This window comes from Microbacterium thalli, from assembly GCF_028737325.1.
Classification (GTDB): Bacteria; Actinomycetota; Actinomycetes; order Actinomycetales; family Microbacteriaceae; genus Microbacterium; species Microbacterium thalli.
The window spans coordinates 1074971-1100920 of record NZ_JAQZCH010000002.1; the positions used below are offsets into that span (position 1 = coordinate 1074971).

Annotated in this window: 21 protein-coding genes; 11 read left to right on the plus strand and 10 right to left on the minus strand. The window is 67.0% G+C overall.

What is annotated here, in order from left to right; genetic code table 11:
- Positions 1-105: 105 nt before the first annotated feature.
- From PUW82_RS13255 to PUW82_RS13290, 8 genes are read left to right on the plus strand one after another with little or no spacing between them, the layout of a single operon-like run.
- Positions 106-2022, plus strand: coding sequence for a DUF6541 family protein (locus tag PUW82_RS13255; protein WP_274222743.1), 1917 nt, complete (start codon positions 106-108; stop codon positions 2020-2022).
- A gap of 2 nt (positions 2023-2024) precedes the next feature.
- Positions 2025-3221: a glycosyltransferase family 4 protein gene (locus tag PUW82_RS13260; RefSeq protein ID WP_274222744.1), complete on the plus strand. Its 1197-nt coding sequence runs from the start codon at positions 2025-2027 to the stop codon at positions 3219-3221.
- The gene (locus PUW82_RS13265) at positions 3218-4417 is read left to right on the plus strand and encodes a glycosyltransferase family 2 protein (protein ID WP_274222745.1); all 1200 of its coding nucleotides are present in this window, start codon (positions 3218-3220) and stop codon (positions 4415-4417) included. The genes PUW82_RS13260 and PUW82_RS13265 overlap by 4 nt, the downstream gene beginning before the upstream one ends.
- On the plus strand, positions 4417-5544 hold the full coding sequence (locus tag PUW82_RS13270) for a glycosyltransferase family 4 protein (RefSeq protein WP_274222746.1): 1128 nt from the start codon (positions 4417-4419) through the stop codon (positions 5542-5544). Before PUW82_RS13265 ends, PUW82_RS13270 begins: the two co-directional genes overlap by 1 nt.
- Positions 5541-6785: a lipopolysaccharide biosynthesis protein gene (locus PUW82_RS13275; protein ID WP_274222747.1), complete on the plus strand. Its 1245-nt coding sequence runs from the start codon at positions 5541-5543 to the stop codon at positions 6783-6785. The genes PUW82_RS13270 and PUW82_RS13275 overlap by 4 nt, the downstream gene beginning before the upstream one ends.
- Positions 6786-6822: 37 nt before the next feature.
- Positions 6823-7887 carry a glycosyltransferase family 4 protein gene (locus PUW82_RS13280; RefSeq protein ID WP_274222748.1) on the plus strand — a complete coding sequence of 355 codons (1065 nt, stop codon included), beginning with the start codon at positions 6823-6825 and terminating at the stop codon, positions 7885-7887.
- Positions 7888-7936: 49 nt separating this feature from the next.
- Positions 7937-8818: a glycosyltransferase family 2 protein gene (locus tag PUW82_RS13285; RefSeq protein WP_274222749.1), complete on the plus strand. Its 882-nt coding sequence runs from the start codon at positions 7937-7939 to the stop codon at positions 8816-8818.
- Positions 8819-8850: 32 nt separating this feature from the next.
- A complete protein-coding gene (locus PUW82_RS13290; RefSeq protein ID WP_274222750.1) occupies positions 8851-9792 on the plus strand; it encodes a UDP-glucuronic acid decarboxylase family protein in 942 nt (313 codons plus the stop codon).
- Between the two features lie 51 nt (positions 9793-9843).
- On the opposite strand, the gene PUW82_RS13295 is transcribed toward PUW82_RS13290, so the two are convergent.
- From PUW82_RS13295 to PUW82_RS13305, 3 genes are read right to left on the minus strand one after another with little or no spacing between them, the layout of a single operon-like run.
- Positions 9844-10725: an alpha-1,2-fucosyltransferase gene (locus PUW82_RS13295; protein ID WP_274222751.1), complete on the minus strand. Its 882-nt coding sequence runs from the start codon at positions 10723-10725 to the stop codon at positions 9844-9846.
- On the minus strand, positions 10709-11917 hold the full coding sequence (locus PUW82_RS13300) for a lipopolysaccharide biosynthesis protein (RefSeq protein ID WP_274222752.1): 1209 nt from the start codon (positions 11915-11917) through the stop codon (positions 10709-10711). The genes PUW82_RS13295 and PUW82_RS13300 overlap by 17 nt, the downstream gene beginning before the upstream one ends.
- Before the next feature lie 35 nt (positions 11918-11952).
- Positions 11953-13416 (minus strand): DUF2142 domain-containing protein, encoded by a 1464-nt coding sequence (locus PUW82_RS13305; protein WP_274222753.1) that lies wholly within the window; start codon positions 13414-13416, stop codon positions 11953-11955.
- Between the two features lie 221 nt (positions 13417-13637).
- Here PUW82_RS13305 and PUW82_RS13310 point away from each other — a divergent pair, with 221 nt between their 5' ends.
- Both PUW82_RS13310 and PUW82_RS13315 read left to right on the plus strand, forming a co-directional pair.
- Entirely contained in the window at positions 13638-14690 is a 1053-nt protein-coding gene (locus PUW82_RS13310) for a glycosyltransferase family 2 protein (protein ID WP_274222754.1), read from the plus strand.
- Positions 14691-14694: 4 nt separating this feature from the next.
- A complete protein-coding gene (locus PUW82_RS13315; RefSeq protein ID WP_274222755.1) occupies positions 14695-15777 on the plus strand; it encodes a UDP-N-acetylglucosamine 2-epimerase in 1083 nt (360 codons plus the stop codon).
- Here PUW82_RS13315 and PUW82_RS13320 read toward each other — a convergent pair whose 3' ends face one another.
- Both PUW82_RS13320 and PUW82_RS13325 read right to left on the minus strand, forming a co-directional pair.
- Positions 15778-16194, minus strand: coding sequence for a DUF2304 domain-containing protein (locus tag PUW82_RS13320; protein WP_274222756.1), 417 nt, complete (start codon positions 16192-16194; stop codon positions 15778-15780).
- Entirely contained in the window at positions 16191-16919 is a 729-nt protein-coding gene (locus PUW82_RS13325) for a glycosyltransferase family 2 protein (protein ID WP_274222757.1), read from the minus strand. Before PUW82_RS13325 ends, PUW82_RS13320 begins: the two co-directional genes overlap by 4 nt.
- 71 nt (positions 16920-16990) lie before the next feature.
- Here PUW82_RS13325 and PUW82_RS13330 point away from each other — a divergent pair, with 71 nt between their 5' ends.
- Positions 16991-19126, plus strand: coding sequence for a glycosyltransferase family protein (locus PUW82_RS13330; protein ID WP_274222758.1), 2136 nt, complete (start codon positions 16991-16993; stop codon positions 19124-19126).
- Here the strand turns inward: PUW82_RS13330 and PUW82_RS13335 are convergent.
- From PUW82_RS13335 to rfbA, 5 genes are read right to left on the minus strand one after another with little or no spacing between them, the layout of a single operon-like run.
- Positions 19120-20319, minus strand: a complete 1200-nt coding sequence (locus PUW82_RS13335) for an ABC transporter ATP-binding protein (protein WP_274222759.1) — start codon at positions 20317-20319, stop codon at positions 19120-19122. The two genes, PUW82_RS13330 and PUW82_RS13335, sit on opposite strands and share 7 nt — an antisense overlap.
- Complete coding sequence (locus tag PUW82_RS13340) at positions 20319-21203, minus strand: ABC transporter permease (RefSeq protein ID WP_274222760.1); 885 nt, start codon at positions 21201-21203, stop codon at positions 20319-20321. The genes PUW82_RS13335 and PUW82_RS13340 overlap by 1 nt, the downstream gene beginning before the upstream one ends.
- Before the next feature lie 57 nt (positions 21204-21260).
- Complete coding sequence (locus PUW82_RS13345) at positions 21261-23183, minus strand: rhamnan synthesis F family protein (RefSeq protein ID WP_274222761.1); 1923 nt, start codon at positions 23181-23183, stop codon at positions 21261-21263.
- Complete coding sequence (locus PUW82_RS13350) at positions 23180-25057, minus strand: rhamnan synthesis F family protein (RefSeq protein WP_274222762.1); 1878 nt, start codon at positions 25055-25057, stop codon at positions 23180-23182. The genes PUW82_RS13345 and PUW82_RS13350 overlap by 4 nt, the downstream gene beginning before the upstream one ends.
- On the minus strand, positions 25054-25935 hold the full coding sequence (gene rfbA, locus PUW82_RS13355; RefSeq protein ID WP_274222763.1) for a glucose-1-phosphate thymidylyltransferase RfbA: 882 nt from the start codon (positions 25933-25935) through the stop codon (positions 25054-25056). Before rfbA ends, PUW82_RS13350 begins: the two co-directional genes overlap by 4 nt.
- Between the last annotated feature and the right edge of the window lie 15 nt (positions 25936-25950).

Sequence of the window (25950 nt, forward strand, 5' to 3'; positions counted from 1 at the left end):
CCTACGCGACGCGTTTCGCGGGCCTGAGGAAACCGTGGGAAAGCCCGATGAGGGCGTCGGCTACGATGACATGTCGAATTGTCGCAGTGACGGAGTCGGGATCGAATGGACAGCTGGATCAGCACATTTCCGTCGATCCTCGTCGCGACGCTCCTCCTGCTCATCCCAGGCGGCATTGTGATGGCCGCCGGCTGGAGCACGCGTAACCCTTCTCGCTGGCTCCTCGCTCCGGCTGTCTCCGTCACGATCGCCGCCGTCGCCGCGACGATCGCTCCGCTCGTCGGTCTGCGCTGGGGGCTGGTCCCGCTCGCGATCGTCACGGCGATCGTCGCGGGCATCGGCCTCGTGCTGCGACGCTTCGCCGGAACCGACGACGCGTCGTCGTCCCGAGGCACGTTGCTCGCTGCAGTCGGCGCGCTGATCGCGGCGGCGGGCGGACTCGGCATCCTGTTCGCGCGAGCTTTCGGCGGTCCTGAGAACATCGCTCAGCGGTTCGACAACATCGTTCACCTGAATGCGATCGCCCTCGCTGTGAAGAACGGCAACGCCTCGCCGTTCCAGATCGGTGCCACCTCGGACATCGGCGGCTACCCCAATGCATGGCATGCCATCACCACGCTCGTCGTGGAGTTGACAGGCGCCTCCGTGCCCGCGGGGATCAACGCTGCGAACCTTGGCTTCGTCGCCATCTTGTGGCCGGCTTCGATCATGGTCCTCGTCGGCGCGATGTTCCACCGCCGCAGAGCCGCTTACGTCGTCGCGGCGGCCCTGTCGATGGGCTTCGGCGCGTTCCCCGCGCTCTTCCTCAACTGGGGAGTGCTGTACCCCAACCTCGTCGGTTACGCCATGGTGCCCGCTGGGCTTGCCGCCGTCGTCCTCGCGCTCGGCGAGAGCCGGCCCGCGGGGATCGTCCGCGGCGTGCTTCTCGTGGCGCTCCTGGCGGGCGGTGTCTTCCTCGGACATCCGAACGCCTTCCTGGCCCTCCTCGCTTTCTCCGCGGCGACAGTGCTGAGCACGCTTCTCGCTCGCGCAATCGCTCGACGGACACGGCGCGACTGGTGGACGCTCGCGGCGAGCGCGGCGGGCTTCGCGCTGGTCTGCGTCGTGACGTGGTCGGTCTTCCGGACATCGGCGGAGCACTCCGGATGGAAGCCCTGGCAGAATCTCGCGCAAGCGTTCGGGGAAGCTGCGCTGGCCTCGCCGCGGGGATACACACCGACCATTGTGATCGCGGTCCTTCTCGTGGCGGGAGCAGTCGTGGCCGTGCGACGACCGAGGGCGCTCCCCCTGCTCGCTCCCTTCGCCGTGGCCGTGCTGCTGTTCGTCGTGGCCTCGGGTCTGCGGATCGATCACCCGCTGCGCGAGTTCCTCACCAACCCCTGGTACAACGACTCGAACCGTCTTGCCGCTCTGCTCCCGATGGCCGCCATCCCGGTCGCCGTCCTCGGCGCCCTCGGGATCTACGACGCGGGACGGCGCTTTTCAACGCGGCTCTCCGCGCCGCGTTGGACACGCATCGCGGCGCTCGTCATCGCGACGATGACGGTCTTCTCCGTAGCCATCGGGCCGAACACCCGCATCTCGCTCTCGCAGGTTCGAGAGGCATATGCGTACACCGACGACGCAAGCCTTCTCACCTCGGACGAACGAGCCCTGCTCGACCGGCTCCCGGAAAAGACCGACGAGGACGCGCTCATCATCGGGAGCCCGCGGACCGGCGCGTCGCTGGCGCTCGCTCTGTCCGATCGCGAAGTGACCCAGCGCCACATCTTCGGGTCGCCCGCTCCCGAACTCGTCTACCTCAACTCCCACCTGCGCAACATCGATAGCGATCCGGACGTCTGCTCGACCGTCGACGACCTCGGAATCGACTATGTGCTGGACTTCGGGCGCCAAGACGTCATGGACCAGGAGCAGGCCGTCACGTACGACGGCGTCCAAGACCTGACCCCGGGTCGCCATCTCGTGCTCGTGGACTCGGAAGGTCCTGACGCACGCCTGTTCCGCATCGAAGGATGCTGAGCGTGGCGTCGCGCCGGCCTCTCGCGGTCGCCTACGACTGCCTCTTCCCCTTCACGACCGGAGGCGGGGAACGTCAATATGCCGCGTTCGCGCGTGAGATCGTGAAGCTCGGGTACGACGTGGACTACCTCACGGCGCGTCAGTGGGACGACGACGAGAAGCTGCCGGAGTCCTTCGCCGTGATTCCCGTCACCGGACGTCTGTCCCTGTACTCGCGCGATGGCGTGCGGCGCATACCCGCAGCCCTCCGGTTCGCCGCCGGCCTGTTCCGAGCCCTCGTGAGCCGGCGCCGGCGATACAGCGCGGTCATCGTGAGCGGGCTACCGATCTTCAACGTGTTCGCGGCTCGCCTCGCCCTGCTCGGATCGGGCACGCGTGTGGTCGTCGACTACCTCGAGGTCTGGCCGCGGCACCAATGGGTCGAGTACTCGGGGACCGTCACCGGCACCATCGCCTGGGTGCTCCAACGCGCCGCGATCGCGATGACCCCGCTGGCGACTTGCCACTCTCAGCTCAGCGCTACCCGGCTGCGAAGCGAGGGGTTGCGCTCGATGCCGGTGGTCAGCCCGGGCTTGATCGACGCCACGGTGGACGCGGGGCCGGTCGCCTCGGCGTCGCAGCCGCCTTACGTCCTCTACGTGGGGCGCCACATCCCCGATAAGCGGGTCGAGACCCTCCCGGCTGCGGTTGCCGCGGCGCGTCAACACGTCGCCGGTCTGCGCCTGGTCGTGCTCGGGCGAGGCCCGAGCGGCGATGCGGTCCGTGCTGCCGTTGCGGAGTCCCATGGCGACGAGTGGACTGCGTTCCCGGGATTCGTGGACGAGGAACGTCTCGCCGAACTGATGCACGGCGCCCTGTGCGTCGTCAATCCGTCGCGCCGCGAGGGATACGGCCTCGTCGTGGTCGAGGCCAACGCACACGGCACACCGGTCGTCCTCGTCGCCGACCCCGGCAATGCCGCTACCGAGCTCGTCGAAGCAGGGGTCAACGGCGTGGTCGCCGACTCTGCGTCGGCGGGAGACCTGTCCTCCGCCATCCGCGCCGTCGCGGACGGGGGCGACGAGCTCCGTCGCAACGCGCGCGCTTGGTACGACTCCGCCATCGAGAACCGAACAATCCGCCGTACCGTCGAGGGAATCCTCGAAGCCCTCGAACCCCCGGGGCGCATCGCCCGGACCACGAAAGAAGACACTCCGTGACTGCTGCATCCCCGTCCACCGAGGTCGAACTGACGATCCTCATGCCGTGCCTCAACGAGGCCGAGACGCTCGAGGTCTGCATCCGCAAGGCCCAGGGCTTCCTCGCCCGAACCGGCATCTCCGGCGAGGTCCTCATCTCGGACAACGGCAGCACGGACGGTTCGCAGGAGATCGCGCTCCGCCTCGGCGCCCGCGTATCGTCGGCCAGTCGCCGCGGCTACGGCGCAGCGCTCATCAACGGCATCGACAACGCCCGCGGGCGCTACATCATCATGGGCGACGCCGACGACAGCTACGACTTCGAGAATCTTGAGCCGTTCGTCGAGCGGCTCAGAGCGGGGGCCGACCTCGTGATGGGCAACCGTTTCGCCGGAGGCATCGCGCCGGGAGCCATGCCTCCGCTGCACAAATACCTGGGCAACCCGGTGCTGTCGACCATCGGTCAGCTCTTCTTCCGCCCCAACGTCCGCGACTTCCACTGCGGTCTCCGCGGCTTCAACCGCGACCGGATGCGCGCGCTGGATCTGCAGACGACGGGCATGGAATTCGCGTCCGAGATGGTGGTGAAGTCCTCGCTCGCGAAGTACCGCATCGAAGAAGTACCGACGACTCTGAAGAAGGACGGGCGATCTCGTCCGCCGCACCTGCGCAGCTGGCACGACGGCTGGCGTCACCTGCGGTTTCTCCTCCTTTTTGCACCGCGCTGGCTTTTCGTGTACCCCGGCCTGGTAGCTTTCTTCCTCGGCGCCATCGCCGTCGCGGTCCTCGCCTTCGGGGGCGTGGAGATCGGAGGGATCGGCTTCGACGTCACCACGATGGTCTATGCGAGCGCGCTGTGTGTGACGGGTTTCCAGGCGCTGCTGTTCTTCTGGCTGACGAAGCTGTATGCGACACAGGAGGGCTTCCTCCCGACCAGCGAACGGTACCGGCGAATCGTCGCGAAATGGTCGGCCGAACGCGGCCTACTCACCGGCGTCGCACTGTTCCTGCTCGGGATCGTCATCGGAATCGTGCAGGTCAGTGTGTGGGGCAGCGCCGACTTCGGCCAGCAGGATGCCGCGCAGGCGGTCCGGATCGCCGTGCCGAGCGCGCTGACGATCATCCTCGGTTTCCAGACCATGATGATGAGCTTTTTCTCGGGCGTTCTGACGACCCCGCGGCGCGAACAGCGCCCCGAAGCCGTCATCGAGAGCTGATGCCGCCGCGGAGGGTGCTCGTCGACCTGCTGGGGTTCACCGGGTCGCGCGGCGGCACCGAGACGTACGTGCGTGAACTCACACCTCGACTGGCCGAGCGCCTCCCCCACGTTCGGTTCGCCGCGCTGACCGGACGGGTCGGAGCCGACAAGGTCCGCGGATTCTTCCCCGGGCACGTGCAGTCCCTCACCTGGGTCGGTCCCGACCCCGGCACCTGGGCACTGGGGGCTGTCGCGGCGACTGCGGTCGTCGCACGCCGTGGGCGCGCCGACCTCGTGTGGGCCCCGGCGAACTTCGGCCCGATCTTCCGCGGGGCGCCGCGCCTGGTCACGGTGCACGACGCCATCTACGACGAGGTGCCGGGCACTTTCGTGCAGCGCGCGCAACGCACGGTCACGTCGACGCTCATGCGCCGATCCGCACAGACGGCCGACCGCGTGCTGACGGTGTCTCATGCTGCAGCCGCGAGCATCGAACGCCATCTCGGGGTCGCCCCCGAGCGCATCGCCGTGGTCCATAACGGCAGCACCGATCCGCGCCCCGTCGACGACCCGCGGGCCGCCTTGATCGCACTCGACCTCCCGAAGAACCGACCGGTCATTCTGAGCGTTGGCAATCGGATGCCGCACAAGAACTTCGTCGGACTGCTGGAGGCGCTTGCGACGCTTCCCGCCCAGGCGCGTCCGCTGACCGTGATCGCCGGAAGCCGGCTCCCCGACCCGCTTACGGACGACGTCTCGCGACTCGGGCTCGACGGCGACGTCCTCCTGCCGGGGTGGGTAAGCGACAACCAGCTCGAAGCACTGTTCCAAGTCGCCGACCTCTACGTCTGCGCCTCCCTTGTCGAAGGATTCGGGTTGCCGGTGATCGATGCGTTGAGACGTGATGTCCCTGTCCTCGCCAACGACGTACCGGTGCTGCGCGAGGTCGGCGGCGATGCCGCCCGATATGCAGACGCAACGAGTCCGGAGCAGTTCGGCACCGCGATCACCAGGGCCCTCAACGAGCCCGCGGACGCCGCCGCACGCGCGGCCGCGAAGGGATGGGCCGCACGATTCACGTGGGACGATGCGGCGGACGCGACGGCCGCCGTCCTCGAGGCGACTCTCGCGGGGACCTCACGGTGAGTGCTGCGCCCTCGATGAAGCGCCGTCTGCTCGGCTTCCTTCTCGTGCCGGCGATCGCCGCCCTCTCTCCGATCATCGCCCTTCCGGCCGTCACCACGATCGCGGGGCCCGGCGGGTGGGCGAGCGCGATCGCGGGCGAGTCCATCGGCACGTTCGCCGCCATCGCTATCGGGTGGGGGTGGGCCACGATCGGCCCCGCGTTGATCTCGGTCGCGGCGGGCGACGACGAGCGCGCCAAGCTCTATCGCGAGTCGATCGCGGTGCGCCTGTCGATCTCGATCCTGGCTCTGCCCGCCCTGGCGGTCATCTGCTGGCTGATCGCGACGCCGGGCTCCGAATGGCTCACGATCCTGATGGGGATGCAGGGTGCGCTTATCGCCCTGTCCTTCACTTGGTTCTGCGCCGGGGTGGGGGACCCTCGCACCATCGTCGTCTACGACGCGGCACCACGCCTGCTCGCGAACCTCGCGGCGGCCGGCCTCGTGCTCTCGACGGGCACTGTGGTGCTCTATCCCCTCGCGGGCATCCTCGTCACGCTGGTCGGCACCTCCATCTTCACGGTTCGGCTGCTCCGCAGGCATCCCGGTCCCTGGCCGCGACCCCGAGATCTGCCGCGCCTCCTGCGCTCGAACCTGTCCGTCGCTCTCAACGATGCGGGGCTGAGCGGCTACTCGAGCGTCCCGGCCCCGATCGTCAACGTCACGGCGGCGCCCGTCGCCGCGGCTGGTTACGCCACGGGCGACAAGATGATGAAGCTCGGACAGTTCATCCCGATGACGCTGGCGAATGCTCTGCAGGCGTGGGTCGGCGAGGCGCATGGCAGCGATCGGGGCCGCCGGATGACGATTGCGATCGGCTTGGCGACCGCCACAGGTATCGCCGGATGGGCTGGCCTCGCATTGGTCGGCCCCTGGCTGACGAGCGTGTACCTGCCCAACGCACCGGCACCGTTCGAGATTCTCGTCGTGCTGGGCGCTGTGTTCTTCTTCTTCTCGATCCGCACGGCCGTGGCTCGCCTGGTGCTCTTCCCCGCCGGGCAGGCGGGCGCGGTCATGCGCGCAACGTTGATCGCCACCGCCCTCGGGATCCCGCTGATGATCGGGCTCGGCATCGCCTGGGGCCCGGTCGGCGCGGCACTGGGCTACGCCGTCACCGAGGGAGCGGCCGCAGCTCTCCTCATCCGCCGGTGCCTGAACGTTCTGCGCGATCTTCGCCACACTCCCCTCGAGCCGGCGCCGTGAGCGCCGCTCGCGCGGCTTCATCCGAAAGGACCGCACGATGACCATCGCCGTTAACGGCCGCTTCCTCATCGACTCATTCGGCGGCGTGCGCCGCTTCGCCACGGAGCTCACCGAGCATCTTGCGCAGTCACGCGACGATGTCGTGCTGCTGGTTCCCGCGTCGGCCGATGTCTCGGGCATCGACGGCGTCCGCATCGAGACCGTTGGCCGATCGGCAGGACCCGTCTGGGAACAGCTCGAACTCCCCCGCTGGCTTCGCCGGCACGGTTCCCCCGTCCTGCTGAACCTGGCGAACATCGCCCCCGTGGCGTATCGGAACCAGTTCACGGTCCTCCACGACATCGCCCCGACGATTCGCCCCCAGGACTTCACGTTCCTCTTCCGGGCGCAATGGCACCTCGCCGTGCGTTTCGGGATGCTGCGCCGAGGCCAGCGGCTCGTGACGGTGAGTCATGCGTCGCAGCGCGAGATCGCCGGACGGTTCCGCGTGCCGCCCGAGACGATCGATGTGGTCTACGAGGGAGCTGACAGTCTGGGATCGCCGGATGCGACGCGCCCGAGGCCCGACGACGCCGAGCTCCGCTTCGTCGCCTTCGGACGCCACGGCGCCGCGAAGAACACCCGCGCCGTCATCGACGCGCTCAGCCACGTCGATGACGATGCACCGATCGTCGTCGAGTTCGTCGGCAGGCTCGATCCTGACCTCGAACCCTACGCGGCTGAGAAGGGCATCCCGCCGCAGCGCATCCGCTGGCGCGGCCCGGTGTCCGACTCCGAACTCGCGGGAGTCTTCGCCGACGCCGACGGGTTCGTGTGGCCGTCCTTCCACGAGGGGTTCGGGCTGCCGCCTCTTGAAGCGCAGAGCTATGGAGCTCCCGTCGTCGCCTCCGACATCCCCATCAACCGCGAGATCCTGCAGGACTCGGCCCTCTACTTCCCCGCCGCCGAGCCTGCCGCCCTCGGCGCGCTCATGATGGAACTCGTTCGGGACCCTGCCCGTCGGACCGACCTGCGCGAACGCAGCCGACGCAACGCAGAACGATTCACCTGGGCGTCCACGACGACCGCGTGGAACGCGTTGCTGGACGAGAACCGGAGCTGAGCTCGGTGGGATTGCGTATCGACCCCGCCGACAGGAGACAATCGGAAGCGTGAACCTCGGCTTCGTCGTGACGACCCTGGGCCGCCTCGGCCCGCTCCGTACCCTGCTCGACTCCCTCGAGCCGCAACTGAGCGACGGTGACGCGGTCGCCATCGTTGCTCAGGGCGAACAGGACGAGGTCGCCACCCTCGTCGCCGAATACGCGGGCCGCGGGATGGCCGTGACCGCCGCCACCTCCGCCCGTGGCGCCTCACTCGGCCGGAACACCGGCGTGGCGGCACTGCCCCCGGGCGAACGGGTCGTGACGTTCCCCAACGACAACACGGTCTACCCGGCAGGGACGGTGGACGCGCTGCACGCCGCGGTCGACAGAGACGACTTCCTCGCCGGCGGTTTCACGTCGTGGGACGAGCGGGGCCCGAAGACCACGCTGCCCGCGCCGGGGACGCCCCTCGACCGGTTCAACGTCTGGGCCGTCATCGAGATGGGCATCCTCATGCGCCGATCGCTCTTCGACGCCGTCGGCGGCTTCGACGAGCGGCTCGGCCCGGGCGCCGCCACCCCGTGGCAGGTCGCCGAGGGCACCGACCTCCTCCTGCGAGCGCTCGCGCATGAGCCGCGCCTGACGCACGACTTCCGCTGGCTGCCTGCGGACGTCCACGTCGACGGCATCTCGACCGGCTTCGGACTGACCACCGCCGAACGACGCCGCAAGCTCCGGGCCTACGGCCGCGGCACCGCCCGCATTCTCGGGGTGCACGGCTACCCGTTGTGGTGGCGGTTCGCCTTCACGGGCGCCGGGCTGCTCTACGGAGTGCGCAATCCCGCACCCATCACCATCGGCGACGGCTGGCCGATGTTCGTCGGACGCCTCGAAGGTCAGCTCGGTCGCACCTTCGGCCAGGCACGGATGGTCTCGACAACCCGCTGAGTCGCAGGATGCCGCGCTGATAGGCTTCCGAAGTGTCATCGAGAGTTCTCATCACCGGCGGAGCCGGGTTCATCGGGTCCCACCTGTCCGAGCGCCTTCTCGCCGAGGGCGATGAGGTCATCTGCGTCGACAACTTCTTCACCGGATCGCGCCGCAACGTCGAGCACCTCTTCGACAACCCGCGTTTCGAGGTCATCCGCCACGACGTGACCTTCCCGCTGTACCTCGAGGTCGACAAGATCTACAACCTCGCGTGCCCCGCGTCGCCGGTGCACTATCAGCACGACCCGGTGCAGACGACGAAGACGAGCGTCATGGGCGCCATCAACATGCTCGGTCTCGCGAAGCGCCTGCGCGTGCCGATCCTCCAGGCGTCGACGTCGGAGGTCTACGGCGACCCTGCGATCCACCCGCAGACCGAGGACTACTGGGGAAACGTCAACCCCATCGGGCCCCGTTCCTGCTACGACGAGGGCAAGCGCGCCGCCGAGACCCTGTTCTTCGACTACCGCCGTCAACACGACCTGTCGATCAAGGTCATCCGCATCTTCAACACGTACGGGCCTCGGATGCACCCGAACGACGGCCGGGTCGTGTCGAACTTCATCGTCCAGGCCCTCCGCGGCGAGCCCATCACCATTTACGGTGATGGATCGCAGACCCGATCGTTCTGCTACGTCGATGATCTGGTCGACGGCATGGTGCGCCTGATGAACACCGACCACGGGGTCACGGGGCCGATCAACGTCGGCAACCCGGGCGAGTTCACGATGCTCGAGCTCGCCAACGAGGTGCTGCGCATCACGGGAAGCACCTCCGAGATCGAGCACCGCCCGCTCCCGCAGGACGACCCGAAGCAACGGCAGCCCAATATCGACATCGCCCAGCGCGAGCTCGGTTGGAAGCCGTCGGTCGCGCTCACCGCGGGTCTCGAGCGGACGATCGACTACTTCCGCGGCGTGCTCGCCGTCTGAGGGCTGCGCACCGCGCAGCGCTGATGTGACACCGCGGGCGAGCTTCGCCCCTCACCTCGCGTCGAGGGTGATCCATTCGGCCTCGAGCAGATCGGCTTTCGCCGTTCCGCTCGAGGTCCACGGACGCGGACCGATGACGACCGGCCGCGTCTGCGCGCGGTGCGCCATGAGGGTCGCCGCCCACCAACTGAAGCTCGAATTGCTCATGATCATCGCTGTTCCCGCGGCCATGGCCTTGAGCGTGTTCCAGATACTCAGAGACCCGTCGTCCTCCATGAACTGGATGGGAGCCTCCACGCCCGCCAGCTCATCGCGAACGAGGTCGACGGAGTCCGAGAAGACTCGGACCGGCAGATCAAGACCCAGGCTGCGCGTCAGCGCGAGTGCCCGTTTGGCGTAGTCGACGGACGCGATGAACTGACGCTCGGTGGGCACCGCGAGGTAGTCACCACGCCGCAGGTGGAGCGTGATCGCAGGTTCTGCGCGCAAACGGTCGAGAATACGCGACTCCTGCGCCGTCTCCGGCATCTCGAGCATGGCGTCGATGAGCCGCGGTGCGATGGTAGGGAAGTACTTGCGCGACTGAAAGTAGCCGACCAAGGTCGTGCCAGAACGAACCTGATCGATGGTTTCCGTAAAGCGGTCGGCGTCACGCTCGAGATAGACGCGGCCGAGACGGTTGGGCAACGGCAGCACCCGCTCGCTGTTGATCCGCAGCGAACGCCAGCTCTCCGAGGGATCGAGTATGCGCGCCGGCGTCGCGAGCGCGTCGATCTCGAAGCCGCGCGTTCCCTCCACTCGGAAATGCGAGGCATCCAGATACAACGGGCACCTGAGCCGTTCGGCCTGTTCCCAGGCGGCCCCGAGGATGAACAGCTGATTGCCCAGTCCGCCCGCGATGTACCCAGTGATGCCGTCACGACGACTGTTCATCAATGACGCTCCTTCCGCTCCGATTGATTTTGGCGACGACCACGGTGATGAGGACGACGCACAGGACGCATCCGAGCACACCGAATGCGATCAGCGCGGCGGCGACATCCGGCAGGAACCAGACGAACAGGACAGCCTGGACGATCACCGCGACGCTCAGACTGATCGCAGCGAGACGCGAGGCGTCGGCGATGAGCTGGATGAGCAGTCCCTGCAGGATGATCCACGGCACGTACGCCGCGACGACGGGAACGAGGAGAGACGCTGCTCTCGCGTAGGCGGGGCCGTAGAGGAGATTGATGATCGGCCCTCCCGCTACAGCGAAGACGCCCAGCAGCAGGACAGCGACGCCGGCGGACGCGAGCACGGACACACCCACGCCAAGCCATGTCAGCCGCGAGCGGCCACGATTGCGGGCGAACCTCGGAAGGAGGTAGAGCGACAAGGTCGAAGGGAGGATGAAGGCGGCTTTCACGAGCACGGCTACCGAGGCGTACGACCCGGCGATATCCGCGGGCGCCAGCATCCTCAAGAAGAAGACATCCGCGCTGGTGAGCCACGCAAGGGCGACAGTGATCGTGACGATGGTCGCGCCGTCGAGTGTGAAGATCGTCCGGGCGGGCCCGGGCACGCTCCGTGCGGCGAGTGCGGCCCCGATCGTCGCAAGGCAGGTAGCGGCGAGCACCGCACCCGCGGCGCCACCGACCCCGACTCCGAGCGCCATCAGCGGCGCGACGAACAGAACCCGCAGAAGAAGCGACGCCGTCGACCAGCCCACCGCCACGTCCGCACGGCCCGACCCCTGAATGCGACCCACGAAAGACGCGAAAAGGAAGCTCAGCGGGATCGTCCCGGCTGCCATCAACACGATGCCCGGGTTCGCGCCGAGAGCGTCCGCGATCCACGGCGCGAGCGCCGCGACGACGAGGCCGCCGCCGACGCCTATCACGAGCGCATCGGTGGGAATCCGACGGCGGGTTCTCGTCGCGTCAGGCCGGGGAGCCGCGGCGGTCTCGACCGCAACCGAGTTCTGCATCGCCGAGCTGCCGATGGCAGCCACGTTGACGATGGAGAAGAACGCGGCGAGCAGGCCGAAGTCTGCGGTTCCGAGCGAACGGGCCGTGACGATCTGGAAGACGAATGCGGCGACCGCACCGACAGCGCTTGCCACCGCCACTGCGCTGAGGGCCATTGCGTGCGTTCTGAAATGCCCGCCCGCCGCGGCCCTCACCTCTCGACCTCCGTCGCCCGCGCCGGTGCGGGCGCGGCGTACTCATCGTCCGCCTCTTCGAGAGCGATTGCTCGGCGGCGCGGCCAGGCAAGGGACAACAGAAGTCCGAGCAGCGCAGCAAAAGCCACACTTCCGAGCACCCACAGGCCCAGAGGTGAGATGGGCGCGTTCCACCACCACTCCACATCGCGGTCGAGATTGATTCCGACGACGTCCAGACCCGTGACGTACCGTCGCAGGTTGACATGCAGAGCGACGCTGTTCGCAACGGCCAGCGAGATCGCCACCACCGTCAGCTGCAGTCGGTTGAGTCCGAGCGATGGCTCCCGATGGCCGAAGACAGCGATGCCGGCGAACATGATGATCAGCGGGAAGACGTACCGGGGCTGAACCCCATTGCCGACGACGACTCCGTCGTGCATCAGGATGTAGAGCGGCACGGCGATGACGCCCGCGCCGACTCCGGCGAGCGCGAGCCACTTCCTCCCGTCGCCACGCCCGAGCCCCCAGAACAGGACGCCGCCGAACACGGTCATCGCGAGGACCCAGACGATCCCGGGCATGTAGGTATCGAGCCAGCCGAGGCCCCAGGTCCCCAGGAAACCGACGAGCAGTTGGGGCAGTTGCTTGAGGTTGATGAAGAGGAGCTCGGTGAAGGTGTAGGTCTGATTCTCGACGACGGTCGCGCCGCCGACGACAGCCGATTGCCCCGCGCTGAGGAACAGCGCCGCCGACGCTGCAATGAGTCCCACCGGCAGGAGGAGCTCGAGCAGGTACCTCTTGTCGCGACGGAACGCGAGCACGCTCCCCGCGATGAGGGCGAGGACGGCATAGGCCGCGGAGTCTCCTCGAGCACCGGCGCCGAGGACCACCAAGACGACCGTGAGCACAGCAAGAAGGACTTTTCGCACCCCCCGTTGCGAGTGGAAGCCCCAGACCGCGATCCAGAGCGTCGACGCAGATGTCACAGCCCACGAGCTCGGATTGACGCTCGCGACGATGAACATGCCCAGCGGAATCGACGTGATGAGAGCGCCCCAGATCAAAGGGCTCCGACCGGCTCGAGGGGTGAGCACGAACAGGGCGGCCAGAGAGCCGACGTAGATCAGGACGTTGACCGCGCGGATGAGGACGACCGAGACCGAGAGATCGCCTCCCGCGAGCAGGTGAGTGACGGCGTAGTAGACGGGTGGGTAAGCCTCGCCGTTCCAGTTGCCGCGAGTGCTCACGCGAGTCCCGTCCTCATCGAGGGCGCACGACGCGGCAGCGTCGGGATCGAAGGCGAAGCAGCTCGCTGCGTCCAGGACATCCGCCGGGAGTACTCGCTCCTCCGGCGACCCCGTCTCGGCGCACAGATCCGTCGGCGCGGCAGTACCGCACCAGATACTCGCCATGTGGTAGTCGTCATCCGGACTCGATCCGGGGGGCGAGGAAACCGCCCAGCTCAGGAGGGCTATCACCAGCGCGGCGAGGATAGCAATCGGGCGCGCGAACCGTGCGGCGTGACGCAAATCGTTCAATCCAGGCTCCTCGGTCGAGACACTCGAGCGGCTCCACCGAAAGGGGGGCCGCGCGGCACGGACTATTCTGGACGAGTGTCCCGCCCCACCCGATCATGCTATCCGGCACCGGGTCGTGATCCTGGGAGCACCATCCACCCCCTCGGAGGTCCAGCTCTGCCATGACGACGTCGTCGGTCGCGTCCGGTTCCGATCTAACGGTGGTGATCCCGTCCTATAACTCCGCCCCGTGGCTCTCGTCGACCGTGGCGGCTCTCGGTGTCGCGCTCGAGAAGGGCGGACTCCGGGCCGAGCTCATCGTGGTCGACGATGGCTCGACGGACGACACGGCCGCGGTTGTGAGTGCAGCGTCGGTGCGCTTCCCGGGCACGGTCGACCTGATTCGGCAGCCCAATTCGGGGCGCTTCGCCGCCCGGCTCCGCGGGCTCGAGGCAGCATCCTGCGAGACGGTGCTCCTACTGGACTCCCGCGTGCTGATCGACCCGGGCAGCCTCGCGCATGTGTGGCCCCGGCGAAACTCCTCTTCCACACCCGTGTGGAACGGCCACATCGATACCGACCCCACCGCCCCGCTGGTCGGGCAGTTCTGGGAGGTACCCACACGTCTCTTCTGGGGGGGCTACCTCCGTCGTCCTCGCCCACTCGTTCTCACGTCTCGGAACTTCGACTCCGGCCCCAAGGGGACGACGATGCTGCTCGCACCGCGCTCCGTTCTGATGGCGGCGTTCTCCCATGCGAGGCCGACGGTCGCTTCGCAGCTTGTGTCGGATGACACCAAGATCCTTCGCTGGGTTGCCGAGCAAGAGGGCATTCAGCTGGATCCGGCTTTCCGGGCCCTCTACCGCCCGCGCACGACCGTCAAGGCGTTCCTCCGGCACGCCTTCGATCGCGGAACGCTTTTCGTCGATTCCTACGCGGGCACCTCTCCTACCCGGTCGATCGTGCTGCTGGCGCTCGCTGCTGCTCCCGCCGTAACCGTCGGAATCATCAGCGTCCTCCTCGGACGAGGTCGCGGCGTTCAAGCGCTCGGTATCATCGCGGCCGCTCTGGCCGCTGCTTCGGCTCCCGCTGCGCTAGCGCGAGGAGCGTCGCGCCGATCCGCCCTCGCCTACCTTCTTTACTTTCTCCCGTTCGTCGGTCCGTTCTGGGCCGGGCTCGTCCGTGGTGTCATCGTGCACCGCCGGTCTTTCTCGATGTCGTTTTGCAAGGAGTGAGCTCATGATCGTGTTCATCTATGGAACGACGGCCGAGGCCATCAAACTAGCGCCGGTCATGCGGCGGCTCGATGCTCGGGGTATGCGCTACCAGCAGTGGGTCACCTTCCAGCACACCGACGCACTGCGCAAGGCAATGCCTCAGCTCGGTCTGCGCGAACCCGACCGGGTTATCGCGAACGGCTGGCGGGGCAAACCGCTCAAGAAGCCTGTTCACATGCTCGGGTGGATGGTGTCGGTCGGATGCTGGACGCTGAAGAACATGCGCTCCCTGCGCCGGGCCCCTCGGTCGAGCGTGGTGATCGTTCACGGTGACACGATGACGACTGTGCTCGGCACCATCATCGGCCGTCTCGCGGGTGTGCCGGTCGCTCACGTCGAGGCGGGGCTTCGCTCAGGGGACTGGCGTCACCCGTTCCCCGAGGAACTCGACCGGAGGATCGTCGGGCGCCTTGCTGAAGTGCACTACGCCCCCACCGCTGAGACCGCGGCCAATCTCGCCGGCCGACGCAACGTGGTGGTGACCCACGGCAACACGGTGAAGGATGCCGTGCGCGACGGAGCCTCGGTCTCGGTGGACGCCGAGAACGCGTCGGCGGAGAAGTATGGTCTCGTCCTCCTCCACCGCTTCGAGTTCATCTCGAACCCGTCACTCGTGCGCAGCACGTTGTCTGCGCTCAATGAGTTCAGCCCTGTAGACCTGCGTGTGATGGTCGACACGTATTCGCGGGACGCGATCGAAAGTGTGATCCGGTCGATGCGCCTCGAACGTCTCACAATCATGCCGAAACAGGAGCATTCGATCTTCGTCGAGACGTTGCGACGCGCGCAGCTCGTCGTGACTGATTCCGGGGGCGTGCAAGAGGAGTCTGCCGTTTTCGGCATCCCTACGTTGATCCATCGCATGGCAACGGAACGGAACGAGGGGCTCGGCACTAGCGCCGTTCTGTCGAAGTGGGACCCGGAAGTTCTCCGCCGGTTCTTCCTCGAGGCCGACTCGCTCCGCGCTGCAGCCGACGATCAGTCCGCTTCACCCTCCGACATCATCGTGGAGGACCTCATCAACCGCGGCCACGGCACCGCCTGATCAGACCGCGTCGTCAGAGTCATCCCACGAAGCAGCTCCAGCGTTCCGCTTCTCCCCCGGTGCGAGATCGGAGCGCTGGGCGAGGCGCAACTCGTCGAGTTCCACGCGCAGGATCGCGACCTCCTCGGCTATGCGGCGGATCTCCTCCTCGGCACGAGACAGCTCCCACGAGAGATGCAGAGCCACACCGATGAGAAGCGCAACCGCGAGCGCAAACAGGAGATTCGACGGAACGATCACGCCCAGGACCCCGGCAAGGGCACCGAGCAGGTCGGGAAACAGGGCGAGTGCGAGCATCGCCACTCCGATGACGAGCCACATCACGGCATACTTCTCGCGCAGGTGACGCCGCATGAGCATCGTCACGATGATGGCGAGGATCACAACGGCGAACGCGATGCCGATCGGGACGATCATGCGCGGGGCCTCCTTCGGAGCGCGCCGCGCATGAGCGCGAGCGAAATCGCGAATACGGACCTGACGAGATAAACGGTGGATCCGACGACACCCTGACTGGGTCTTCCGTGCATCCGCGGACGCATCGCGACGGGGACCTGGACCACCCGCAGACCCGCGTGGAGTGCTTCGACGAGAGAGTCGAGCGTATCCCCCAGGTACTCCGCGGGGTAGTAGCGCACGTACTGCGCAATGGCTCGCTGATTGGCGGCCCGGAATCCGCTCGTCACATCGGTGAGCTTCACGTGTGCCACTCGCGAGACAACGGCGGCGAGAAAGACCATCGCCCACCGTCGAGGGCCGCGCACGACATAATTACCCGCGTCCGCGAAGCGTGCGCCGATGGCGATGTCGGCGGTCTCGAGTCCGCGCAGAACCGCGGCGATATTCTCAGGGTTGTGCTGCCCGTCCGCGTCCACCTGGATCGCGCGGGCGTACCCGCGACGCTGGGCGAAGGTGAATCCGGTACGCATGGCTCCGCCGACACCGAGGTTGAAGGGAAGCTGGAGCACCTCTGCTCCCGCCGCCCGCGCCTCGGAGGCGGTCGCATCGGTCGATCCGTCGTCTACCACCACCACGTCGTAGTGCGCGTCGGCGGCGAGGATCTCGCGAACCGTGTGGGCGACGTTCCGTTCCTCGTTCCACGCGGGCACGATGACGAGGACGCGTTCACTCAAGTCCGACATGGCGCCTCAAGTGTATCGCGCAGAGGTCTGGGCTCCCGACGGGGCCGAAAGCGACTTCATATAATCGGACGATGCTGAGACACGCTCGAGCCGTCTGGCGGGGCATGCGCCGCGCCTCCGCCGTACGGCCGGTCATGGAAGCGGTGGACCGCGCGTGGTGGGCTCACACCATCCGGCGCGCCCACGTCGTCGACATCGACTTCGTCGTCGGCCAGGGTGGTCCCGCTTCGGTCCGCCGCGCCGTCCGCCGGTACGTGCGCGCCGGCTTCCGCGATGGTATGTCGTTGAACCCGCTTTTCATGGAACGTCTCGTCGCATCGCAGCTTCCGGACGCGGGACGCGTCCCCGCCCTCTACGCTTACCTCGTCAACGACCCTCGCTCGGTCGCGGTGAGCGTGAATTGGGACGCGCCTGGGTACGTCGAGCGGCACCCCGAATCGGCCGATGAGCCTGGCGGCCCCCTCGGGCACGCGTGGCGGGCGGCCCGCGCGGAGGGCTCCGTCATGCTCGGGTCGTCTCCGGCCCTGCAGCAACGCGTCGCCTGGAGCGACGTGCTCACCGCGGCACGCTGCGCGCCGGCGGCCGAGCCCGCGCTCAGCGACACGCGCATCGTGTATGTCTGCCGTCTCGCCGACGATGAGGGTATCCCTGCACGCCCCCTCATGGAGGCCGCGAAGCTCGCGGAGGAGCCAGACGTCGCTACCGTGATCGCGCTGAACTCGGCGGGCGGCGAAGCGCGGATCGCATCGTGCATCCTCGCGCTGTGGCTGCCGCGGACGCAGATCGTGCGAGACCAGCCCCATCTTCTTGATCGCATCGCTCGGTCCCGCGCCGCCACGGTGGTCGTCCGCGGACCTCATGCCGAGATCGATGCGGAGGCTCTGGCTACTCTGGCCGACGAGGGCAGGAACGGGCCCGTTGCGCCTCTGTGGCTCGGGTGGGACGGAACCGTCGCGTCCGCAGGCGTCGTGGTGCACGAAGGCCGCCCGCAACACCTGCTCCGCGACCATCCGGCCGAAGACGCGCTCGCCCTGGGGGCTGTGTTGGACGTCGCGAGCGTCGCCGGCGAGACCTACGCCGCACCGGCGACGTCACCCGCGTCGGGTGCCCGCACGCTGACCGGCGTCGTGGTTCGGGCGCCGGTCATCCGCACCGGCGTTGTCGAGTCGAGCGCCGTGGCGGGGGGCGCAGACATGGCTACCCTCGTTGCGCGAGCCGGGCTCCGCGTCGAGCCGGGTACGGCTGGATCTCCCACGCTGTCCCGCGCGCCACGAACGGCCGAGACGGAGGACGGGGAGACCGTCCCATGCCTTCGCTGGGCCATCAAGATAGCTGCTCCCCCCGGCAAGCCCGGCGAGTCTTGGGGAGACACGCACTTCGCTCGGGGTCTCGCGGAGGCTCTCCGTAGGCTCGGTCAGGAAGTGGTCATCGACGCATATGACGCGCGGATGCGCTCGACGGGGTACCTCGACGACGTGGTCCTCGCGCTCCGCGGTCCTGAGCCCTTTCGCGGGCAAAGGGGCGCTCTGTCACTCCTCTGGGTCATCAGTCATCCTGACGAGATCGAGTACGACGAATTGTCGAGCTTCGACAAGGTGTTCGCGGCGTCGGAGGCCTGGGCGCGGAACACCGAGCGGCGCTTCGGGGTGACTGTGACCCCACTGCTCCAGTGCACAGACGCCCGCCGCTTCCTTCCCGCCGGGCTCCCCCGAACCGACCGCCTTGTCTTCATCGGGACCGCTCGCGGTATCGCCCGACCGTCCGTCGTCGAGCCCATTCGCGCCGGCATCCCCATCGATGTCTATGGTCCCGACTGGCGTGGCTACATCCCCGCCGCCTCCATCGTCGCTACCGGCGTTCCGAACTCCGCGCTGCCGCCGCTCTATGAGAGCGCGCGTGCGGTGATGAACGATCATTGGCCCGCGATGCAGCGTCACGGCTTCGTCTCGAACCGCCTCTTCGACGTGGTCGCCGCTGGGGGACGCGCGGTCAGTGATACCGTCGCCGGCATCGATGACTTGTTCGGCGGCGCGGTCGTGACATACGAGTCCGTTCCCGAACTGATTTCATTGCTACGCACTGATCTCGACACGATCTTCCCGTCGCCCGAAAGGCTTCGCGAGGTTGCATCGCAGGTGCGCGTGCACCATTCGTTCGATGCCCGCGCGCGCACGCTGCTGCGGACAGCGATCGAACTGCGTCAGTGAGTCCGCACGACGACCGCCACGTCGGCCGTCGTCGTGCCGAGCGTCTGCTGCTCGGTGTGAACGGTGAACGTTGCTCCGTGTGCGATCCCGTGGACCCCACCCTCGTCGGGCGCCACAGCGTTTCCGTGCACGTGATAGGTGCCCGCTCCGAGATGCAAAGCCTCAACCCGGAAGTCCACCGTCGCCGCTCCGGACAGGGTCGGAAGCTCGGAGCGAAGGAGGTCGGTGTTCGACGCGAACACCATGTGCCCCAGGGGCGTGTTGACGCTGAAGCCCGCCGCCCACAGATCGATCTCATGTCCGGCCTGTAGCTCGAGCCTCACCGTGATCGTCTCGGCCGAGGCGAAAGCGCGACGGCGGGAACCATCGGCGTCGAGGACCTCCACACTCGCCACCGTGATCGGCGCGGACTCCGCAGACTCCGCGACGGTGGCGGCGTCGCGTCCGTCCAACACATCGCGGAGAACGCCGATCGCTTCGTCCACATCGCCGTCGTGCACCACAGCACCCTGGCGCAAGACGATGCCACGGTCGCAAAGCTCCGCCACCTGTTGTGCTGAATGACTCACCAGGATGATCGTGCAGCCCTCCGCACGGAACCGCGCTATGCGGTCCATGCACTTGCGCTGAAACGCCTCGTCACCCACAGCAAGGACTTCATCCACCAGGAGAATGTCCGGGTCAGTGTGGATGGCGACCGAGAAGGCGAGGCGCACGTACATCCCGGACGAGTAGAACTTCACAGCAGTCTCGATGAAATCGCCGATACCGCTGAACTCGACGATGTCGTCGAATCGATCGTCGATCTCCGCGCGAGTGAGACCGAGGATGGAGGCGTTGAGGTAGATGTTCTCCCGCCCGCTCAGGTCCGGGTGGAAACCCGCGCCGAGCTCCAGGAGAGCCGCCATACGGCCGCGCGTCTCCACGGATCCGCTCGACGGCGACACGATGCCGCCGATGAGCTTGAGCAAAGTGCTCTTGCCCGACCCATTGGCGCCCATGAGCGCCACGGTGGTTCCCGCTTCGATCTCGAACGTCACATCCTTGACGGCGACGAAGTCCTCGCGATGCTGCTTGCCCTGCCGCCCGAAATGAACGATGCGATCCTTCAGGTTGTTGTCGCGTCGGACTCGAAAGCGCTTACGCACGCTGTTGACGCGTACGACAGCAGGCGGGGTATCGGTGCCTGGCATCAGATCTCCTGGGCGAAGTTGCCCTGCAAGCGGGTGAAGACCCGGTGGGCGACGAGAAGCAGCACCGCTCCGACGGCGGCCGCGATGAGCATCCTGAGTTCGAGGTTCGCAGGATAGTCGGTTGGCGCTCCGGCACCCCAGAAAGCCTTGTGGAACCCGAGGATCGCGATCGTCAGCGGGTTCGCGAGGTAGAGCTCGATCCCCCAGGACGGGAGAGAGAAGCGACTGATGACATCGCTCACCATCCGCCACGAATAGACGATGGGCGACGCCCACATGGCGAGCATCAGCACCACCTCGGTGAGGTACTGGATGTCGCGCAGATAGACGTTGATCGCCGACAGCAGCAACCCCACCGCGGTGGCATAGAGGAGTACCAAGGCGAACGAAGGGAAGAACCAGAGCATCTCGACCGGCGCCGGCAGTGCACGGAACAAGACTGCTGCGGTCAGGAGAACGGCGAGCTGCACGAAGAACATGAACCCCGCGCCCCCGACGCTGGCCAACGGAAAGATCTCGCGCGGAAGGTAGATCTTCTTGACCAGGCCACCGTTCGCGAGGATGGAGCCTGTGGCACCCGAAACGGTGTCGTTGAAGAACATGTACAGCGTGAGGCCCGCGAATAGATAGACCGCGAAGTTCGGGATGCCCTCGGCGGCACGCAGGAACTGCCCCAGCACGATGAAGTACATCAGGAACTGGATGAGGGGACGAATCACGGTCCACAGAAAGCCGAGGAAGCTGTCGCGGTAACGAACCTGCAGGTCACGGCGTACGAGGAGGAACAGCAGGTCCCGCCGCGCGAGCACCTCGCGGATCTTCCCACCTCGGCCCGGGACGGTCATGCCGTTCGCCGTGACGGTGGCGAACGGAAGCGCGGTCAAGCGCGCGAATCTAGCCGATGTATCCAAACTGCCTTCGCCCTTCGGGAGCTTCAGATTCTACGCGGCTTCGGCTGAGCGAATGGCGCGGTCGCTCAGCCAGCGCAGAACGCGGTCGAGCCGTCGAAGTCGTCCCGTCTCGGGGTCGCGATCAAGACCGTGGTATCGCCGGTACATCGCGATGAAGTCGCTGAGTCGGCCGGTTCCCATCCAACCCGCGCGGTGGAGGAAGATCACCTTGTCTCGCAGCGAGCCGGGAATCGTCGCAGCCATCTCGTCCACTTTGAACTCGAGCGACGTGTGACTCAGCGCCGCATACTCGGCCGTCAGCGCGTGGCGTGTGTGATACCCGTCCTCGGCCGCGACGTAAGACGGCATGCGCTCCAGCACATGTGCCAGACCGCCATCCCGGTACGCGTCCTTTCCCCCGAAGTCTTCGTAGCGCCAGGGGTGCTCGGCCAATCTCCTGAGTGCGCGGGGACGAGCAGCGTACATCGATCCGAACGGGGCAAGCGGCGATCCGTTGTCGAGCGGAACGCGCATATCGAGCTGTTCGGCGACCTCGCTGAACCTTTCACGGTTCCCCCACCAGGCATGGCCGAGGGTGCCGTGACCGATGTGGATCATCGGCGGGTAGACAAGGCCCAAGGTCGGTTCGCGCTGGAACAGGCCGATGAGGTTCGACACGTAGCCGGCGTTCGGGAGCAGATTGTCGAGCTGCTGAGACGCGAAGTGCTGGCCGACGGCGTAGCCCTGTTGCGGCGTCCGCTTGGTGTGGATCTTCACCAGGACGTCGTACCTGTCATCCATGATGACGTCACGACAGGCGATGAGGAACGCGCTCTGATCACGACCGTTGTTCGAGGGCAGGACACGGATGTCGACGCGACGCCCCTCCCGCGGGAACTTGGCGATGACGGCGGCGATCGCGTCAGCGCGGCCCGCGTCCGGAGTGGTGACGATGAGATCGTACGGGCCCGGCATCAGGTCCGCGCGCCGCAGCATGTCCTCTGCCATGTCCACGTAATAGATGTGCGCGACGACGGCCAGCCTGAGGGAGGACGACTCGTCGTGCAGCACGGCCTGATCCGGCAGGATCTCCAAGGCCCCGATGTCGGTCGCCAGGTCCCGAGGGGGCGAGTTCCGGGCGAGATTCGGGAGGATCAGTTCCCGCGGGTATCCGTACTGCTCCACCTTCTCCAGAGCCCACCGCCCTATGGAAGCGTTGTGGTCCATGGTGATCGGCCAGAAGAAGAACGGCTTGCGCTTGACCACCGGGCACCCTGCATCGAGCATCGCGGCGGCGTTGAAGATCGAGGGATTCTCGGTGTCGTAGTCGGCGTACGGGAACCCGACCTCATGCGTGAATCCACGCGATGCGAAGTGCTCGGTGAAAGTCACTTCGTGTCGGGTGACGGCCTCCCGCCAATCGTCGAGGACGGGAAGGTCGCGCCAGTATCCCTGCCACGCTCCGGACGAGAACATGCGTCGCCTGACAGCGATCCAGAACGACTGGAGGTGGTAAGGGATCACCTCGCCCGTCCACGACGCATCGACCTCGACCCGAGGGTGATCGGTGAGGCCCCAGAAGTCGACCGCGGTGGCGTCCATACGCTCGAAGATCGGAGCGAACGGCCGAACCGGACCAAACCAGGTGTCGTTGGTCAGCACGACTTCCCCGAACTCCGCGAGGCGATCGCCGAGCAGGTCGAGTCCCGCCTTCTGCCCCCAGATATCGAGCCCGGTGTTCTCGCGCTGCAGAACGTCGTCCGCGACATCCATGAGCGCCGCGCGAGCCTCGGCGAGCAGTTCCCCGTTGACGACGGCGACGATGTAGTGCGCGTGCTCGCGCAGGGCCCGCAGCGCATAAAGAACGAAGTCGTCGACGCGCCCGCGCTTGTCGTAGATCACGTACACGACCGCGCGTCGATCACCGTCGAGGAATCGCGTCGGCACGCTCGGCGGCTCAGCCACATCCGTCACGAGTTTCTCCTCATCTTCTGCCGCATCGCGCGCACGATCGGTCGGGCCGGGCGCAACACTCGTCCCGCGAGATGAACCAGCGTCAGCATCCGCGGTGCTCGATAGCGAAGATACATCCGGGCGAAGTCGCGTCCCCGACCCGCGCCGACGTCCCCGGCCCGGTGGAGCATCGAGGTGTAGCCAGCCGGATATCCGTAGGAGGTCGTCGCCATCTGATCCGCGACGTACTCCAACGACCCGTGGCTGAGTCCCGCGTGTTCGGCCGTGGCGACGGTACGAGTGTGGTAGCCCGCTTCGGCGGCTACGTAAGTCAGCATCCTCCGATGGAGGTCGCTCCCATCCTGCCCCGAGATCCAGGGGCGACCCGCCAGGCGCCGCAGGGCGTCCGGCCGCCCGACCCACATGCCGCCCAGCGGCGCATGGGGCGAGGCCCAGTCGAGCGGCACATCGACGCCCATGTCGCGGAGCTGACGCCGCGCTCCGTCGCGAAGGCCGAGCCAACCTGACCCGAGGCTCGAGACGCCGATGTGCGGAGTCGGCGGGAAGACCATCCCCAGCCCTGGCTCCCGGCGGAAAAGATCGAGCACGTTCCGCACGTAGGCCGGCCCGGCCACGAGGCAGTCGAGCTGCTGCATACGGAGATAGCGCCGTACGTTCATCGCGTGCTCGGCGCGACTCCCGGTGTGCAGCGCGATGACGACGTCCGCCTCGCCGTTGAACACGTCTTCTCGACAAAGGTCGAAGACGACAGAAACGTCATCGAACACACGTCCCGGCGCCGGCACGACCGTCAGAATCACCCCGTCGACTCCGTGGACTCGCCACGCCTCGTCGATCGCCCGGGCGGCCGCCTCGTCCGGAGAACTGCACACGATGCGCCGAAGGCCTGGCACCGGAGCAAGACGGCTGAATATCTCGGCGAGCCCGGCGGTCTCTACCACCTGCACGACGCCGACGACCGCGAGCTCCGAGGGCTCGGCGTTCGAATTGGATTCCGGCAGGACCTCCATCATCGCCGCTTGGGTGTGCAGCGACTTCGGCGGCATGGTGCGCACCAGGTCTTGCCACAGCAGGTGCAGGGGATAGCCGTGGTCGGCCATCGCTGCCGCGATACGCCTTCCGACGATGGCGTGCTGATCGAAGAACAGGGGATAGCCGTCGAAGACATCCCGGACCACAGCGGGACAACCGTCGGCGATCAACAGCTCGGCGTTGAACATCTCAGGATGCTCGGCGGGATAGTCGTCGCTCGGGAACGCGGCGCCCCCGCGGAACCCCGACCTCGTGAGAAGGTGCGACAGTCCCGACTCGACACGACGAGCATCGTGAGACGTCTCGGGCATCGCTGGCAAGGTATCCCAGAACGAGCGCCACACGGAGGAGTTCAGCGCTCGGCGGCGAACGGCGAGCCAGTAAGTGCTCAGTTCGACGATGCCGTCCCGCCCCTCCGAGCGGTCGGATCGCCGAGGATCGCGACGGTCGGTGATCGACCAGACGTCGAGCGCGCGCCGATCCATGCGCTCGAAAGTCGGACCGAGGTCGCCCACGGGACCGAACCAACGGTCGCCTGTCACGATGATCTCGTCGAAATCCTCCACGCGGCGGCCCCACCGGGCGAGGCCGACCCGCGCGCCCCAGAAGCCCGTGACGGGGCCGGTGTCCTCCACGACGTCGTCAACGAGGGTTCTCACGCGCGCTCGCGCGTCATCGTCGAGTCGTCCCGTAACCAGGATGATCTCATCTGACTCGCGGCGCAGGCGTTCTAGGGCGTAGACCGCAGCTTCCGCGATCCGTCCTCGCCGAGCAGGGACACTGTAGACGACGCCGCGCCTGCCGCCGACCGGAAACGCGGCCGGAACACTTGCGCGGCTCAATGCGGGGCACCTGTTCCCTGTGCGAGCGCTTTGAGCAGGTATGCGCCGTAACCGCTCTTCGCGAGCTTCGACGCCCGGTCACGCAGTTCATCGTCCGACAGAAACCCCATCCGCCACGCGACTTCCTCGGGACACCCGATCGAGAGTCCTTGTCGCTTCTCGACGGTCCGAATGAACTCTGTGGCTTCGCTGAGCGAATCGAACGTTCCCGTATCCAGCCATGCCGTGCCTCGCGGGAGGATCTCGACAGTGAGACGTCCGGCTTCGAGGTAGGTCCTGTTGACGTCGGTGATCTCCAGCTCCCCTCGCGGGGAGGGACGGAGGTCGCGGGCAATGGCCACCACGTCGTTGTCATAGAAATAGAGACCGGGAACGGCGTAGTTGCTTCGCGGCGACTCGGGCTTCTCCTCCAAGGAGATCGCCCGGCCGGTGTCATCGAACTCGACGACACCGTAAGCGGAGGGATCGTCGACCCAGTAGCCGAAGACCACCCCTCCGCGAACGTCGTTGTACTGACGAAGGCGTGTGCCCATCCCCTGACCGTAGAAGATGTTGTCGCCCAGAACGAGCGCGACGGAGTCGCCGCCGATGTGGTCCGCGCCGAGAACGAAAGCCTGCGCAAGCCCGTCGGGCTGGGGTTGCTGCGCGTAGGTGATGGAGACACCGAACGCCGAGCCGTCGCCCAAGAGGCGAGCGAACTGCGGAGCGTCGTCGGGAGTGGTGATGATGAGGATGTCTCGGATGCCCGCGAGGATGAGCGTCGACAGCGGGTAGTAGATCATCGGTTTGTCGTACACCGGCACGAGCTGCTTCGAGACGCCCTGGGTGATCGGGTGCAGACGTGACCCCGTGCCGCCTGCCAGAATGATGCCGCGCATGGGACAAGTTTCCCC